This window comes from Prosthecobacter sp. (assembly GCF_044227185.1).
Taxonomy (GTDB): Bacteria; Verrucomicrobiota; Verrucomicrobiia; order Verrucomicrobiales; family Verrucomicrobiaceae; genus Prosthecobacter.
This window is the reverse complement of the sequence record NZ_JBGAFO010000001.1, coordinates 862,055-877,714: the sequence shown is the minus strand read 5'-3', so window position 1 is coordinate 877,714 and position 15,660 is coordinate 862,055. Positions and strand designations below refer to the sequence as shown.

General features: G+C 63.2%; 14 protein-coding genes. 1 reads left to right on the top strand and 13 read right to left on the bottom strand.

Annotation, left to right across the window (positions count from 1 at the left end):
* Positions 1 to 14: 14 nt before the first annotated feature.
* The 4 genes from ACILSQ_RS03785 to ACILSQ_RS03770 all read right to left on the bottom strand — a co-directional run bounded on the left by ACILSQ_RS03785 (position 15) and on the right by ACILSQ_RS03770 (position 4,241).
* Positions 15 to 1,550, bottom strand: a complete 1,536-nt coding sequence (locus ACILSQ_RS03785) for a hypothetical protein (protein ID WP_395742249.1) — start codon at positions 1,548 to 1,550, stop codon at positions 15 to 17.
* A gap of 56 nt (positions 1,551 to 1,606) precedes the next feature.
* Positions 1,607 to 2,506 (bottom strand): EamA family transporter, encoded by a 900-nt coding sequence (locus ACILSQ_RS03780; RefSeq protein WP_395742248.1) that lies wholly within the window; start codon positions 2,504 to 2,506, stop codon positions 1,607 to 1,609.
* Complete coding sequence (locus ACILSQ_RS03775) at positions 2,503 to 3,450, bottom strand: AEC family transporter (RefSeq protein WP_395742247.1); 948 nt, start codon at positions 3,448 to 3,450, stop codon at positions 2,503 to 2,505. The genes ACILSQ_RS03780 and ACILSQ_RS03775 overlap by 4 nt, the downstream gene beginning before the upstream one ends.
* 167 nt (positions 3,451 to 3,617) lie before the next feature.
* Positions 3,618 to 4,241, bottom strand: a complete 624-nt coding sequence (locus ACILSQ_RS03770; RefSeq protein WP_395742246.1) for a class I SAM-dependent methyltransferase — start codon at positions 4,239 to 4,241, stop codon at positions 3,618 to 3,620.
* Positions 4,242 to 4,485: 244 nt separating this feature from the next.
* Between ACILSQ_RS03770 and ACILSQ_RS03765 the strand changes: the two genes are divergently transcribed.
* Complete coding sequence (locus ACILSQ_RS03765; protein WP_395742245.1) at positions 4,486 to 5,979, top strand: YdiU family protein; 1,494 nt, start codon at positions 4,486 to 4,488, stop codon at positions 5,977 to 5,979.
* A 34-nt stretch (positions 5,980 to 6,013) separates the two neighbouring features.
* On the opposite strand, the gene ACILSQ_RS03760 is transcribed toward ACILSQ_RS03765, so the two are convergent.
* From ACILSQ_RS03760 to ACILSQ_RS03720, 9 genes are all read right to left on the bottom strand, one after another.
* Positions 6,014 to 7,423: a tetratricopeptide repeat protein gene (locus ACILSQ_RS03760; RefSeq protein ID WP_395742244.1), complete on the bottom strand. Its 1,410-nt coding sequence runs from the start codon at positions 7,421 to 7,423 to the stop codon at positions 6,014 to 6,016.
* A gap of 81 nt (positions 7,424 to 7,504) precedes the next feature.
* Positions 7,505 to 8,557, bottom strand: coding sequence for an NAD(P)/FAD-dependent oxidoreductase (locus ACILSQ_RS03755; RefSeq protein ID WP_395742243.1), 1,053 nt, complete (start codon positions 8,555 to 8,557; stop codon positions 7,505 to 7,507).
* Between the two features lie 93 nt (positions 8,558 to 8,650).
* On the bottom strand, positions 8,651 to 9,460 hold the full coding sequence (locus tag ACILSQ_RS03750) for a hypothetical protein (protein WP_395742242.1): 810 nt from the start codon (positions 9,458 to 9,460) through the stop codon (positions 8,651 to 8,653).
* A gap of 22 nt (positions 9,461 to 9,482) precedes the next feature.
* Positions 9,483 to 11,336, bottom strand: a complete 1,854-nt coding sequence (gene glmS, locus ACILSQ_RS03745; protein ID WP_395742241.1) for a glutamine--fructose-6-phosphate transaminase (isomerizing) — start codon at positions 11,334 to 11,336, stop codon at positions 9,483 to 9,485.
* Between the two features lie 183 nt (positions 11,337 to 11,519).
* Positions 11,520 to 11,999, bottom strand: a complete 480-nt coding sequence (locus tag ACILSQ_RS03740) for a hypothetical protein (protein WP_395742240.1) — start codon at positions 11,997 to 11,999, stop codon at positions 11,520 to 11,522.
* Positions 12,000 to 12,168: 169 nt separating this feature from the next.
* Positions 12,169 to 12,522 (bottom strand): DNA-binding protein, encoded by a 354-nt coding sequence (locus tag ACILSQ_RS03735; RefSeq protein ID WP_395742239.1) that lies wholly within the window; start codon positions 12,520 to 12,522, stop codon positions 12,169 to 12,171.
* A complete protein-coding gene (locus ACILSQ_RS03730) occupies positions 12,519 to 12,854 on the bottom strand; it encodes a type II toxin-antitoxin system RelE/ParE family toxin (protein WP_395742238.1) in 336 nt (111 codons plus the stop codon). The genes ACILSQ_RS03735 and ACILSQ_RS03730 overlap by 4 nt, the downstream gene beginning before the upstream one ends.
* A 389-nt stretch (positions 12,855 to 13,243) precedes the next feature.
* Positions 13,244 to 13,999 carry an alpha/beta hydrolase gene (locus tag ACILSQ_RS03725; protein WP_395742237.1) on the bottom strand — a complete coding sequence of 252 codons (756 nt, stop codon included), beginning with the start codon at positions 13,997 to 13,999 and terminating at the stop codon, positions 13,244 to 13,246.
* A gap of 145 nt (positions 14,000 to 14,144) precedes the next feature.
* Entirely contained in the window at positions 14,145 to 15,563 is a 1,419-nt protein-coding gene (locus ACILSQ_RS03720) for a DUF1501 domain-containing protein (protein WP_395742236.1), read from the bottom strand.
* Positions 15,564 to 15,660 lie beyond the last annotated feature (97 nt).

Sequence of the window (15,660 nt, the reverse complement as noted above, 5' to 3'; positions counted from 1 at the left end):
TTCCGCGGGCTGCTCTATTCAAACTTCAGCGCGTACAAATCCGCATCGTTCAGCACAAAGCGCAGGCGCACAGGTTTGCCGGAGAGCGTGCTCACATCGGCGCCATTCTTCCAGGTCACCGTGCGCTGAATCGAATCCCCAAACACAGGCTGGGAATCCGCCAGCGCAAATCCCGGGATCGCTTTCCCCTCCGCATCCTGAATCTCCACCTGAATGCCGCCGGCGGCGGAGGTGGCGCAGTTCAGCGTGAGCGCTTTGCCGGTGAAGGTGAGCGGCTTGGTGAGGAGCTCGCCGCCGCTCATGGGGGCGTGGATGGAGACGAAGCCGTCCAGCCGCAGGGTGTAGCGGCGCACGGCGCTGCTCTTGTCCGTCCAGTAGCTTTCGGTGGCGTAAAAGCTGAGCTCATTGGGCGCGCCTTCCAGCGCGGATCTGGTCTCCACCGGATGCCAGGCGATGTATTGATGCCCGTAGTTCCAGGTGCCGGGGCGCTCGATGCCCGGCGGGAGAAAGGCGTCGTTCCAGCGCTTGAACTTCACGCCGTCGCGGCTGGCCATGATGAGGCCTTCGGTGACGGCCATGCCGTAGCGGTCATTGGCCTTGGAGCGCCACTCCCGGTGCTCGCGCTCCGGCAGCGCGCGGGTGCTGTCGGACCAGCCGCGCTCCACGTAGCGCGTGGGAAAGCCGATGAGCAGGTGCGGCGCACGGTGGTAGGGCTTCACCTGGTTCGTGTAAAGCTGCTCGCTGGGGGAGTCCACGTAGCTGAGGTCCTGCTGATTCTCCCAATGCAGGAAGTCTTTGGAAGTGGCGGTGCGGATGGCGCGGTGGCCGGCTGGCTTCCAGTTCTTTTCATCCGTGACGCCTCCGGTGAAGATGCGCCAGTAGGCGCGATACTGGCCGCTGTGCGCATCCCAGAACGCGAGATTCTGCGAATCAAACGCGCCGGCCGTGATGACGGGCGCATCGGCCATGGGTGACCAGTTCACGCCGTCGGCCGACTGCAGCGCGAGCAGGCCTTTGGGAGAATTCGAGCGGACGAGGGCCTTGTAGCGCGCCTCGGCTGGGGCGGCGGGATTTTCGTCCTTGAACACGGCGGGATGTCCGCCATCCGGGTTCACCTTGCCCATCATGCCGCTGGGGATGACGATGTTGTTGGCCTTCGAGCCTTTGAACTCATGCAGGCCCAGCGCGGGCTTGCGCCAGTGGATGCCGTCGTCGCTCTCAGCGTAGCAGGTGAAGAGCGGATGCTCGCTGGTGTTTACCTTTCCAGGCGTGACGGTGAGCTGCCAGCTCTTGTAGTACATGCGGTACTTGTCGCCGTCTTTGAAGACGCTGTGGTAGCCGCTGCCGCTGCCCTCCCAGGGCTCGTCATGCGTCAGCACGATCTCCTGAATCTGCGGATGATGCAGGCGCTGCTCCGCCTTTCCGGTGAGCTGGCCGATGAGAAAATCATCGATAAACAATTCGCGGCGCGAGCCGATGTCGATGGCGCTTTCGGCACTGCAGGCGATCGAGGTGGCGCAGATCCAGAGCGGGAGGATGAGGTGACGCATGCGACCTCTACGCGGGTCAGAGCAGCCTTGTTGCGGGGGCGCCGCAGCAGAAAAAACTACTTCAGGCGGGAAATCACCGCGCAGACGACACCCACCATGAGGAGCAGCGCGGCCACGACCCGGATGCCGTAGGCTTTGCCGGATTCGTGGCGTTCGCGATTTCCCAGCAGCGGGCCCAGCAGCGCCACGACGGCGAGGCTCCACATGCCACGCGTGGCATAGACCACGTTCACGCCGATGGCATCATTGAAATACGCGAGCGAGAGGCCGAGGGTCATCGACTGCGCGGCAATGAGCGTGCTGCCGCCGAGGGACCACTGCGTGGCACGATTCCACGGAATGGGCGGAGGACTGGGCAGCAGCGTCATGGCGATGAGCGAGAGCACGCCGGTGGTGGCGGACAGAAGCGCGAGAAAGGTCTTCGGCCCGAATGCGGGCGCCCACTTTTGCAGAAAGACATCGGCAAAGGCATAGAGCGCGGCGCTGATGAGCGCCATGACCACCGGCCCGGCGAGGCGCGCGCCTTTCGGCGTTTTAAAATCCGTGGCGCTCATGAGGAAGATGCCGCCGGTGGTGATGATGGCAGCCACCCACATGAGGGGCTTCATGCTGTCCGCGATGAAGAGGCTGGCGCCGACCGCCACGAAAACCACCTTGGAGCCAAGCACCGGCGTGACGAGGGAGACATCGCCACGCTGCATGGCGATGAAGGTGAACCAGCCGCCGATGAAAAACAGGGTGCCGAGCCCCACGGGGACATACCAGAGATGCCAGGTGACCGGCTGCGTCTCAAAGAAAACGAGCGGCACAAAAGCGAGCGTGCTGGTCCAGTTGTTGATGTGAAAGCAGGCCATCGGGTGCGCGCCTTCCACCAGGGCCTTTTTCAGCAGCAACGACGCGATGGCATAGCCGATGGCGGCGACGAGCGGGAAGAGGAGGTACCAGGGAAGGGTCATGCGCCGACGAGTTTCAAACCCCACGCGATCACCAGCGGCGTGGAGATGCAGCTCACCACCGTGGTGGCAATGACGACCTGCACGGCGGTGGAGGCATGGCCTCCGTAGAGGCGCGCGATCATGATGTTAAACACTGCGGAGGGCATGGCCGCCTGCACGACGATGACGCGTTTCAGCTCCAGGCTGAGCGGCAGATGGTAGGCCGCCAGCAGGAAGGCGATCGGGATGATGCCCAGGCGCAGCACGGGGCTGGAAATGGCCACCTTCCACTGCATGGCGCCCTGGCCCCAGAGATCCGCGATGGAGGCGCCGATGAGCAGCACGGCCAGCGGCACCGCGCAGGCGCCGAGCATGGCAAAGGTGTTGTGCGCCACCTGCGGCACGTGGGCATGCAGGCCGGTGAAGTTGAGCATGAGCGAAGTCAGGATGGTCAGCACCGGGGCGTTCAGCGCCAGCCGCCAGGGGGCTTTGTCCAGGCCCGTGAGCAGGCCGACGCCGGCCGTCCAGCAGGCCAGCTCCACCCCGAGCGTGAAGGTGAAAAGCACCCCGAGCGTGCCTTTGTCCGGAAACAACGCGGTGACGATGGGGATGGCCACAAAGCCGTAGTTCTGCAGCCCGCAGGCCACGCTGAAGGTGCGGCGGCCCTCGCCTTTTTTCAGACCGATGAGCGGCGCCACAAGATACGTGAAGGCGATGCCAAGGGCGACGAGCGCATAGCCCAACCCGGCGGCAATGAGCACCGGCGGCAGCCGCATGACGGCGGGATTTCCCACCACGCGCTCGATGATGAGCGCGGGCGTGAGCAGCATCACGGAGAGCTTCATGAGGCTCACATCCGCCTCCGGCTTCAGCAGACCCGTGCGCCGTGCCATCGCTCCGGCGGCCATCGTCAGATAGACGGGCACAGCCACGGAGAGAATGTTGAGGTAGTCGAGGTTGGCCATTGCGCGCGCGAAAGGGGGGCTGCCCTCAGCTAGGCGGAGATGGGACGCTGTGCAAGTGCGAGGGGGCCGAGGAGTGCACCTCGCGCATAATCGTATGTGTATTTTTCTTCCTCTTCCTCCTACTCCTCCTCCCTGGATTGGGAGCCGTTGAACAGGAGGAAGACTGTCTATCCGCGCTTCCAAACCACCCACAGCTCCGGCGGAGATGCAGCGCGGTTGATCGGCCGCAGGTGCTGCACCTCATACCGTCGTGACTCCAGCCCCGCAGCCCACGCGGCGATGCTGCGGCCCTCCTCAGCTCCGCCTTCGTGCCCGGGATACACGGCGATGGTGAGCAGCCCGCCCGGCTTCAGCAGTTCCAGCGCCGCCTGCACGGCGACCATCGTGGTCTCCGTGCGGGTGATGAGGGTTTTGTCCGTGCCGGGCAGGTAGCCGAGATTGAACATGATGGCGCTGATTTTCCCATGCTGCTCCGCCGGCACCTTCTCGCGCATGGTTTCATGCCCGGAGTGGATGAGCGTGGTCATCTCCGCAGGCACGCGTTTGGCGGTTTCCACCAGGGCGGTGGCCTGCACGTCGAAAGCATACACGTGGCCGCCGGGACTGACGCACTGCGTGAGGAAGAGAGTGTCGTGGCCGTTTCCCATGGTCGCGTCGATGACAACATCTCCCGGGCGCAGGCGGTCCTTCAGCATGAGCTGCGCCCACAACACGGAGGAGGGGAGGCCGCCATTCGGGCTGGCGAGAAGAGGTTTGGCGGGAGGAGGTGTCATGGAGCGGAGGGCATCCATGGAAAGGAATCGGAGGATTGCATCTGCGGAAACTCGGAGCGCTGGAGTCCTGGGAGTAAAGTAGCCCTCTCGCTCCGCGAGAGGTGCTCAGCGCTTTCGCAGGGGAGAGACTGCTGCGGACGACTGAGAATTTGTGAAGCAGGGCGGGGGCGTTGGGCTCATCTCGCGGAGCGAGATGGCTACTGCACCTGCGCGGTGGACTTGCCGCCCCGCATGGCGGATGAGGGGCGTATTCCTTCCCTGCATGTCTGAGTCTGTGATTTCATCCTCCGCCTCCCCCACGCCCGCGCCCGGCTCCCTGGGCTGGAATCTGGAGCATTCCTACGCGCGCCTGCCGGGGATGTTGTATGAGCACCTCGATCCCACGCCGGTGAAGGAGCCGCGGATGGTGGTGTTTAACTATGAACTGGCCAAACGACTTGGGCTGAACGGCTCGGCGCTGGCGCGGCAGCCGGAGGTGTTTGCGGGAAATGTGCTCCCAGACGGAGCGAAGCCGCTGGCGCAGGCCTATGCGGGGCATCAGTACGGCAACTTCACGGGGCTGGGCGATGGCCGCGCCATCCTGCTGGGGGAGCAGGTGACACCCAACGGCGAGCGGTGGGACGTACAACTCAAGGGCTCGGGGCCCACGCCGTTTTCGCGGCGCGGGGACGGCCGCGCCGCGCTGGGACCGATGCTGCGAGAGTTCATCGTCAGCGAGGCCATGGAGGCGCTGGGCATTCCGACCACCCGGAGTCTGGCGGTGGTGACCACGGGGGAGCCGGTGTACCGCCAGGGGGTCCAGCCGGGGGCGGTGCTCACGCGCATCGCGGCCAGTCATATCCGGGTGGGCACCTTTGAATGGGCGGCGGCGCATGGGGACCACGCGGCGCTGCGGGCCCTGGTGGACTACACCCTGCGACGTCATTACCCGGACCAGGCGGCAGCGGAAGTGCCCGCCCTGGCACTCCTGCGGGCGGTGATGGAACGGCAGGCCCGGCTCATCGCGCAATGGCAGTGCGTGGGCTTTGTCCACGGCGTGATGAACACCGACAACATGGCCCTGAGCGGCGAAACGATCGATTACGGTCCCTGCGCTTTCATGGACGCTTTTGACCCCGCCACGGTGTTCAGCAGCATCGACCGTCACGGGCGTTACGCATATGGCAATCAGCCTCAAATCGCACAGTGGAATCTGGCCCGGCTGGCGGAGGCCCTGCTGCCCCTGCTGCATGCAGAGGAAAAGCAGGCCATCGAGCTGGCGAATGCTGAGATTGAGAGGTTTAAGGCGCTGTTTGAAGAGCGCTGGCTGGCCGGCATTCGCGCCAAGCTGGGGCTTTTCACCGCAGAGGAGGGAGACCGTGCGCTGGCCGAGGGACTGCTCCTCTGGATGCGGGAGAAGAAAGCGGATTTCACCAATACCTTCCGCGAGCTGAGCAAGGATGGTAAAACCTTGTTATACGATGAGGCTGCATTTAAAGACTGGCACGTGCAATGGCAGCGGCGCCTCGGTCAGCAGCCGCAGTCGGCGGAGGAAGTCCAGGCACGAATGCGGGCCAACAACCCGGCGGTGATTCCCCGCAATCACAAGGTGGAAGAGGCGCTGGCCGCCGCGGCGGAACGCAATGATCTGGGCGTGATGCAGCGCCTGCTGGAGGTGCTTGCGAGGCCGTACGACCCGAGCGGGGAGATCCCCGCAGAGTACACCACGCCTTCAGGGGCGCAGCCGGGGGAATACCAGACGTTTTGCGGTACTTGAGCCGCCCCATTTCTCCTGTTCCGCAGGAACAGGGCTACTTGATTTGCCGGCCTGGCAGAGCCAGGTCCTCCTTGAGCAGATTGAAAAGGCCATTCAACCGGGAGATGTCCCGTACTGTGCCGACGCTGGCGGAGAGCTGGGCGAATTCGGCCGGGATGGCGGCCAGCAGGGGATCGCGCAGAGGCTCGCTTTCCTCCTTGGCGAGGATGACCTCGAGCATGCAGAGCAGACTGTCCTGGGGAAATTCGGTGAGGGCGTGGCGCAAATCGAAGTTCTTCGTGGTGAGTTTGTTTTCGTTGAGCTTGTCCGCCAAGTAGCCACCGGCCAGCACGGGGTCGTGGTAGTACTGCCATCCGGCGCGCTTCAAGGCGGTGAGATCCGCAGGACGTGCTTTGCCGGAGTTCATCATGAGACCCGCCAGCAGGTGGACTGCGGCCGGATCCTTCGCGCCCTCGCCAAAGGAACGCATGCGCAATTCTTTTTCAAACCGGGCCGTCAGTGCGGGGACATCCGTCAAACGATGTTTGACCGCTAGATTGATGAGGCGCTCCGCCACACGGGTGCTGGCGGGCAGTTTCCCGCTTTCACCGATGAGCCAGCCACCGCTCTCCAGTTCTTTTTTGAGCCATTCCGTCGTGATGTTTGGCTCCAGGTAGGTGCTGGCGTAGAGGGTGAGCTCCGCAAGACGCTGCGGCTCGGAGGCCAGCACTTTTTTGGCCAGCTCCAGGTCGCGGCGGAGGAAGGCTTGGTTGACCTGGGAGTTCCACCAGTCGAGGTCCCATGTGGCGGAGAGCACCATGAGGTCCTCCACTTTGGCGGTCTGCCCCTCGGCAACCGCCTTCAGCAGATCGGCCCGGCGGCGGAGGGGGCTGGCAGGGCCATGCACCTCAAAAATGGCATGGGCAATTCCAGTCTCGTTGTCCGCAGGCGCGGCCTTTTCCCAGTGCTCCACGGCCTCTTTGTCCTTCCGGGCCCGCGCGAGGCACTCCGCCTGCAGCGCATAAGGCGCGAACCTTCCGGAATCGGGAACGGCGGCGAGGAACTGCTTGTAATAAATGCTGGCCTCCGTGTACCGGCCCGCGCGGTGCACGCTCTGCGCCAGCGCCAGATTGGTCTCAGGCTCATCGGGCAGGAGATCATTGGCCCGGCGGTAATAGGCCAGCGACTTCGCGTCATCCAGGCGGACGAAAAACTCGCCCAGCACCATGCAGTCGGCAGCCGTGAGCTGGGCGTCGGGCACGGCTTTGACAAACACTTGCAGGGCCTCGTCGAGCTTGTCCTCCATGACCAGCGTCTCCGCGGCGATGGGCGCGAACTTGTAGTGCTCCTTCCGGGCCTCGCTGACGGCCGTGGCGAAATCGCCGGCGGTGAGAGAAGCCGCGGCGCCAATGAAAACCGTGGCGGATACAAGGCTGCGGAAGGAGAGATGAATGCGCGCTGACATGCCGCGTATTAGCTGGCAAAGGGTCGTGACTGTCAACTCCCGCGAGATCAGGGGAAAGACGAAAGGTGGCGCTGCTGCACCTCACACCTCGTTGCGTTGCAGATCGAGTTCAGGGTCCAGTGCTGTGCCGTCCAGCAGATGCTCGAGGAGATGCCGCGCCAGCCAGGGGCTGCGGAGGGAGCCTTTGGAGCCGAGGCCGTTGAGGAAGGCCACGCGTGGGTGCGTGGGGTGAGTGCCCATGAGGGCCTGGTGGTTCTTGATGATGGGGCGCACGGCGGTCTGCATGCCGGTGATCTGCGCGGGGGTTTTGAGCAGGCTGTGCAGGTTGGTTTCTAGCTGCTGTACCTGTTCGGCAGCGGGGGTGTGGGGATCGTCAAACTTCCACTCGTAGGTGGAGCCGACGCGCAGGCTGCCATCGGGTCGTGGAAGGAGCCAGCAGGAGCGGTTGAGGATGCGGCGCTCCCCGCGCAAGTCGGCCTGCACGGTGAGGATGGTGCCGCGGGCGGACTGAAAAGGCACCCAGGACAGCAGGGGATGCTTTTCCGCGCTCCAGCCCTGCGCCCAGATGACGTGGCTGAAGCGCTGGCCCCGCCACTCCACCCCAGTCGCATCGTCCTGAACATCAGTGGCTTGCACATCGGCCTTAATCCAGGAGCCGAGCGTGGTGAAGAGGTCCCGGCTGGCCTGCAGGTAGGCGGTGGTGTCCAGCCAGGCGGCATGGCGCTGCTGGAAACCGTTGGCGGGATCGTGGATGACCTCGGCGTCCATCTTCGGCGGCCGGGGGTGCAGGAAGGGCTGCATGTCCGGATCGCGCCGGCGCTTGTGCCACTTGGCAATTTCCGCCTCGTTTTTCAGCAGGCGGACGTACCCGCGTGGGAAGAAGAAGTGCTGCTTCAGCTTCTTTCCGCAGCGCCGATAAAAATGAATGGCCTCGCGGTAAAACGTTGTATAACTCCAGCTCACCGTTAGCCGCATCCCGGTGATCGGCGTAATCAATCCTGCCGCGACCTTGGAGCAGGTGACGGGCTCATCACGATCCGCGATGACAAAAGGGACGCCGCGCTCCCACAGGTGCCAAGCCAGGGCCGTACCGGCGAGTCCCTGGCCGATGATGAGGAAGCGGGGAGCGGACATGCAGGACTGTTTTCTTGAATCTTCCCCTTCCCTCAGGCTGTGGCTTTTCGCCTCATTCTCAAGGCCTTCCAGGAGGAAGAGGAGGGCGGGAGGTCAGGATGACTGTTTCTCCACCAGGGCCAGCACGATTTCCTTCAGCTTGTCATTGGTCTTGGTCACCTGCTCCTCCGTGGGCTCGGCTTGGGTGCCGCGCCAGAGGCTGCTGATCTCTTCAATGGCGGTGCCGATGCGCTTGATCAGGGCCTCATCGTGCTTGGCCATGCTCAGGCGGTTGAAGTCATCCCGGATGTCCTGCAGGATCGTGGGAGAGCCGATGCACAGCGGCCGGGCCTCCACGCTGCCGGTTTCCACCACCACGCTGGAGGAGATTTCCAGAAGTCGCAGCCACAGGCCGAGGTCGATCAGCACCGCCAGATCATCGTCCTTCTGCTCCCGCAGCAGGCGCAGCAGCTCCTGGTGGCCGTCCACGATCTCGTGGCGCAGATCCTTCCACTCGTTGCTTTCGGCCATCTTCCCCTGCGCCATCAGGCGCGGCATCAGCTTCTCTCCCAGGCCCATCATGCGGCAGTAGCTGAGCACTTCCTGGTTGTTGTTGCGGAACTGCTGGGAGTCGCCGGCCTGCCAGATGAGGAAGCTGTCTGCCAGCAGGCTGCCCAAAATCAGCGCCGCACGGCCGCGGTCCGTGGGCGGAGTGGGTGGCGGCGGGCGGAAAAGCAGGCGCCAGCGGGCCTTGGCCCGAGAGGCCACGGTGTCGAGAAAATCCGCCGGCGTCTGATCCGCCACGGTGGGAGCAGCGTCATCCACAGCCGGCTCAACGGCCGCCCGGGAGGTCATTCCGCCCAGGCACAGCCCGAGCGCAGCGAGGCAAATCGTGCGGCGGGAAAGTGGCGGAGGAGGGGACATGACAGGCAGAGAATGACATATTTTACTCTACTGTAACACTTTTGGCCAGATTTCTTGGCTTATCCACATCACAACCCCGGGCGACGGCGGTGTAATAGGACAGGAGTTGCAGCGGAACAACATTCAAAATCGGGGTCAGGTAGGACGGGCAGTCCGGCACGTAAATGACGTCGTCAGTGATGCGCTCCAGCTCGGTGCGCCCTTCGGTGGTCACGGCGATGACCGGGCCTTTGCGGGCGCGCACTTCCTCGATGTTGCTGACGTTTTTATCAAACACCGCGTCGTCCGGAGCGATGAAGATGGAGGGCATGTCCGGTTTGACGAGGGCAATGACGCCGTGCTTCAATTCCGCGCTGGGGTGGCCGCTGGCGTAGATGTAGCTGATTTCCTTCATCTTCAGCGCGCCTTCCAGCGCCACGGGGTAGTTCATCTGGCGGCCCATGAAGAGCATGCCCTCGGCGTGCGCGTGCTTCTCGGCGATGGCCTTGATCTTGTCCGCCTGCTTGAGAATCTGCACGATCTTGTCCGGCATGGCCTCGAGCTGGTCGATCATTTCCAAACCATCGACACTGGAGAGATGGTGAATGCGGCCCAGCAGCAGGCTCAGCAGCGTGAGGATGGTGACCTGGGAGGTGAAGGTCTTCGTGGCGGCCACACCGATCTCCGGCCCGGCGTGGATGTACACCCCGCCGTCACTCTCGCGCGCGATGGTGCTGCCCACGGTGTTCACGATGCCGAGGCAGCGGATGCCTTTGCGCTGGCCTTCGCGCATGGCGGCCAGGGTGTCGATAGTCTCGCCGCTCTGGCTCATCACAAACTGCAGCGTGTTCTTGTTCGTGGGCACGTTGCGGTAGCGGAACTCGGAGGCGATCTCCACCTCGGTGGGCACACGGGCCAGGGACTCGATGAGATACTCGCCCACCATGGCGGCGTGGTAGGCGGTGCCGCAGCCGGCGAGGATGATGCGGTCGATCTGCACCAGCTCCTTCGGGCTCATGTTCAGCCCGCCGAGGATGGCGGTGCATTCATCGCGGGAAAGGCGGCCGCGCATGGCATTGCGCAGGGAGTTCGGCTGCTCGTAGATTTCCTTGAGCATGAAGTGAGGGAAGTCGCCCTTCTCCGCGTCGTCGGCATTGAACTCCACGCGGCTCACCTTCACCTCCGCGGGCACCCCCTGGTGGGACTGCACATTGTAGCGGTCCTTGGTGATGGTGACGATGTCGTAGTCGTTGAGATAGACCACATCGCGCGTGTGGTTCACCACGGCGGAGACGTCGCTGGCCAGGAAGTGCTCATGGTCGCCCAGGCCCACGATGAGCGGGCTGCCCAAACGGGCACCGACAATGACGCCGGGCAGGTCTGCATGCATCACGGCGATGCCGTAGGTGCCCTTCACGCGAGCCAGCGCGGCCTTCACCGCATTCACCAGACGCTGGGTGCCGTCCTTCTCCGTGGATTCATCGAAGTAGGTGCCCACGAGATGGGAGAGCACCTCGGTGTCGGTTTGAGACTGAAAAGTGTGGCCCTTGGCCGCAAGCTGATCGCGCAGGGTCTGGTAGTTCTCGATGACGCCGTTATGCACCAGCACCAGCTTGCCGGACTGGTCCGGGTGCGGATGCGCGTTCACGTCGGTGGCCGGGCCGTGGGTGGCCCAGCGGGTGTGCGAAATGCCCATGGTGCCCAGGGGATTGGCCTCCGTCACCGCCTGACGCAGGTTGTCGATACGACCCGCGCGCTTCACGACGCGCAGAGTCTCCCCGCCACCATTGAGCGCCATGCCGGCCGAGTCATAACCACGATATTCCAGCCGCCGCAACCCATCGAGAAGGATGGAACTTGCCTGACGACTGCCAACGTAACCAACGATGCCGCACATGGGAAAGAGAGAGAAAGGGGGGTAAATCGATGAAATATGAGTGCCTGCCAGAAAAACTGGAACACAGCAGGACGGTACGATACCTCCTCGCAGGGCCCACGCCAGCAGTTCGTCGCATCGGTTATTTTTCTTTATTGGAAGGAAGTCCCCGTGTGGATGGATCTTCGGCTGTCCGAAGCCGCATCAGCGCGTGCCCACCGTGACCGCCTTGGTGGAGGGCCGGGTGGCTCTCGATCCATTGCTTCCCGCCAGTCTGGCAAAGGTGCTGCCTGCAGGTACACCGCTGGAGGTCCGCGTGGCGCCATGGGTGATGTGCGCCGCCGTCGTGCCAGGGTAGGTGCGGATGCCAGACTGCGGCGAGACCGCACCCACCGGGCGGTAATAAATCACGGTGAGATCTCGCTGGGGCGCGCTGTTTTCAGAGATCAGGGTGGCATGCGGGGGACTGACCGGAGCGGGGTTCGTCACCACGCCCTTCGCTGGCTCGGGTGCAGGGACAGCAGCCTTGGGAGCAGTGGTGGCGCTCTGCGTTTTCACGGATGTCTGGCTGGCAGGAATGATAGCCGGCCGAATGGTTTCCACCGGTGCCGGGGTTTGCGCCACGGCGGGCCAGGCAAACGCCAGGACCGCGAAAGAAATCAGAAGGATGGATGAGGCTTTCATAATGCGGATAAAACTCCTGTTTCCGCTTCATGATTCAAAGAATAGCGCTGTGGGTTTGAACATAGGGAGATAGGCTCCGCGGCACGAAATGAATTCGCCGTCGGTTCACGCCGGGATGAAGGTACAACTTCTGTGGAGGGCTGCGCAGAGCCCCCCAAATCAAATAACCTCAGGCGGCAGAACGCGCTGCCTTTTTGGCTGCCGCCCTCATGGGCTTGACGGCCATGCGCAGGCCGAGGGAACCCAGCACATTCTGAAAGGTGCGCAGGCGCGGGTTTCCCTGCGGTGAGAGCGCCTCGTGGAGAGCCTGCCGGCTGACATCCGTCTTGCGTGCCAGGGACGCAAGGCCACCCTGGGCCTGGGCGACGAGGCGCAAAGTATCCAGCAGCATGTCCACATCATTGTCCTGTTCGAATTCTTCGAGCGCCAGTTTGATGGCGTATTTAGCCCGCTTCGGATCGCTGAGCTGCTTCAGTCTCACGGAATCAAGAGAGACGGTGCTGCTTTTCTTCGGTGCTTTCATGGATGGTCCTCCTGATACGTTTTCCAATATTCCCTGGCTCGCTTGATGTCTTTGCTTTGCGTGGCCTTGTCTCCTCCACCAAGGATGATGACGGTTTTTCCCTTGTGTTCGCCAAAGTAAACCCGATAGCCCGGCCCGAAAAACAGCCGCAGCTCGTACAGGCCTCGATCAAGAGATTTGCAGTCGCCAAACTGGCCCTTTTTCATCCGGGCCACCCGCGCCAAAATGCGTTCCTGCATTTTCCAGTCCAGCGTTTCCAGCCAGTCCAGATAGGGACTTTCCTCCGAAGCATGTCGGAAGATCAGGACTTCATATGAACCGGGTTGAAGCACGTTGGGCGTGAGCTGAACGTTCGCTCGAGATGTAAACTAAACTTGACGTAGGGTCAAGCATCCTCACACAACTCGCAGCACAAGCAACGGAACTTTTTTGATGGGTACGAGATTAGGCTCTACCAGCTTCATCCCACAACCCCCGGCACCAGCTCCCCATGCGCCTCCGTCAGCAGGAAATCGCGCCCCGGATACCGGCGGTCAGCCGCTCATGATCAAGACCCAATAAATTCAGTACCGTGGCGTGGAGGTCATGGGTTCAAATGCCAGACAACGGCGAGAGCGTTCCAACCGAGCGGTAGTAGGTCACTCTGGGGCGCGCTGTTTCCAGAGATGCGCGTGGCATGCGAAGGACCGCCCGCCGGGCGGCCGGGAGATGCGGGCGCCCTTCAAAGAACCCCATTTTTCTTCAGCCACTCCACGGCCCGCTGCGGCCACTCGGCAAGGGGGCCTGAGCCCCGAAGACCATGACCATGGCCGCCCTTCGCCACGAAATAAGCCTCCACAGGAAGCTTTGCCTCTCGAAGACCTGCGTAAAAAATCTTGGTTCCGGCAACGAGCTTGTCGTCTTCGGCCTGGGCGATGAAAAGAGGCGGGACGGCCGGAGTGATGGGCAGTTCCGGCGCTGGCTTCCCTGAGGCGTCCGCCATGAATCCCGGGTAGATCAGCAACGCAAAATCTGGACGGATGGACTGCGTGTCCACGGCGTCGATGTCAGCATAAAAGGCCTTGCCGGAGTTGGTGCTGAGGCGGGCGCACAAATGGCCTCCGGCGGAAAAACCAATGACACCGATCTTTGCGGGATGGATCTTCCATTCCCCGGCATTCGCGCGCAGAAGCCGTATCGTCCGCTCAAGATCACAGAGCGCACCATCGCGGTTTCCGGGGACGCGATATTTCAAAACAACGCCTGTGATGCCGAGCGAGTTCAGCCATGTGGCGATTTCGACGCCCTCCTTGTCGTAGGCCAGGAGGCCATAGCCTCCGCCTGGACATACCACCATGGCAGGAGCGGCTTTTTCAGCCGTTTTGGAAGCCGGTGCCGGGTAGATCGTCATCGTGGGCTTGCTGACATTGATAATGCGAAGGACATCATTGGTGCTGTGGCCCACACCTTCGGGCGCGGCGGCGCCTTTGCCTGGCATCTTCCCCTCAGGCCAGACAGAAATGGGGGCCGGAGTTGGAGTGGCATCTTGGGCGCGCCCTTGAGCAAAGGAACCCAGTACGATTGCCGCGATGAAAAAAGCACGAAGAGATGGCATGGAAATAAGAAGCTCCTGGATGTCTTGCTCACCCCACAATCCCCGGCACCAGCTCCCCATGCACATCCGTCAGCCGGAAGTCGCGCCCCTGATAGCGGAAGGTGAGGCGTTCGTGGTCGAGTCCCAGTAAGTTCAGCACCGTGGCGTTGAGGTCGTGGGTGTGCACGCCGTTTTCGGCGATGTTGAAGCCGAAGTCGTCCGTCCGGCCATACACGGTGCCGGGCCGGGTGCCGCCGCCGGCCATCCACATGGTGTAGGCGTCTTTGTGGTGGTCGCGACCGGGAGAGGTCTTGGTGCCGTCCTGGTTCGCGCCCTGCCGCAGCGGGGTGCGGCCAAATTCGCCCCCCCAGATGACCAGCGTTTCATCCAGCAGACCGCGCTGCTTGAGATCGCGCAGCAGCGCAGCCATGGGCTGGTCCACGTCCTTCGCCTTGGCGGTGAGGCGTTGCTTGAGACCGCCGTGGTGGTCCCAGTCGGAATCGAAGAGCTGCACCATGCGCACGCCGCGCTCGATGAGGCGGCGGGCGAGCAGGCAGTTGCTGGCGAAGGAGGCCTTGCCGGGCTGCGCGCCGTACATGTCCAGCGTCGCCTTGTTTTCGCGCGAGATGTCCATCAGTTCCGGCACGCTGGTCTGCATGCGGTAGGCCATTTCATACTGGCTGATGCGCGTGGCGATCTCCGGATCTCCCACCACGCCGAGCTGCTGCTCATTCAGCGCCTTCACCGCATCCAGCACATAGCGGCGGTCTTTGGAACTGTGCCCGGGTGGATTGCCAAGAAAGAGCACGGGCTCGCCGCTGCCGCGGAACTGGATGCCCTGATACACGCTGGGCAGGAAGCCGGTGCTCCACAGCGTGGAGCCCGCGCCGCCGGCGGGACCGGAGAGCAGCACCACGTAGGCGGGCAGGTCGCGGTTTTCCGTGCCGAGGCCGTAGGTCACCCACGCGCCCATGCTGGGCCGCCCGCCCTGGCCGAAGCCGGTGTGCAGAAACATCTGCGCCGGCGCGTGATTGATCTCATTGGTGTGCAGGGACTTCACCACGCAGATGTCATCCGCCACGGTGCCGAGGTGCGGCAGCAGCTCGCTCAGCTCCAGGCCGCTCTGGCCGTGGCGGTGGAATTTGAATTCCGTGCCCGCCAGTTTCATCTCTCCGCCGATGAAGGCAAAGCGCTTGCCCTTGGTGAGCTCCTCCGGGCAGTTCTGGCCGTCCATCTTTTGCAGCCGCGGCTTGTAATCAAACAGATCGAGCTGCGAGGGCGCGCCGATCATGTGCAGGTAGATGATGTGCTTCGCCTTCGGCGCGAAGTGCGGGCGCGGCCCCGCAATGCCGGCGGCAGCGGGGAGATCGCGCGCGAGCATGGACCCCAGCGCCATGGAGCCCAGCCCCAGGCCGGACTGCCGGAAGAAGTGGCGGCGGGAGACATCAAGAAAGGCGGGGGTGGTCATGGCAGCGGATGAAACGTCGGGAGGTGGGCGGAGATTGCGCGAAGTGCCTCTTCATCTTCCGCAGAAAGCATGCGCCCAGACCACCCCCGCCGCACGA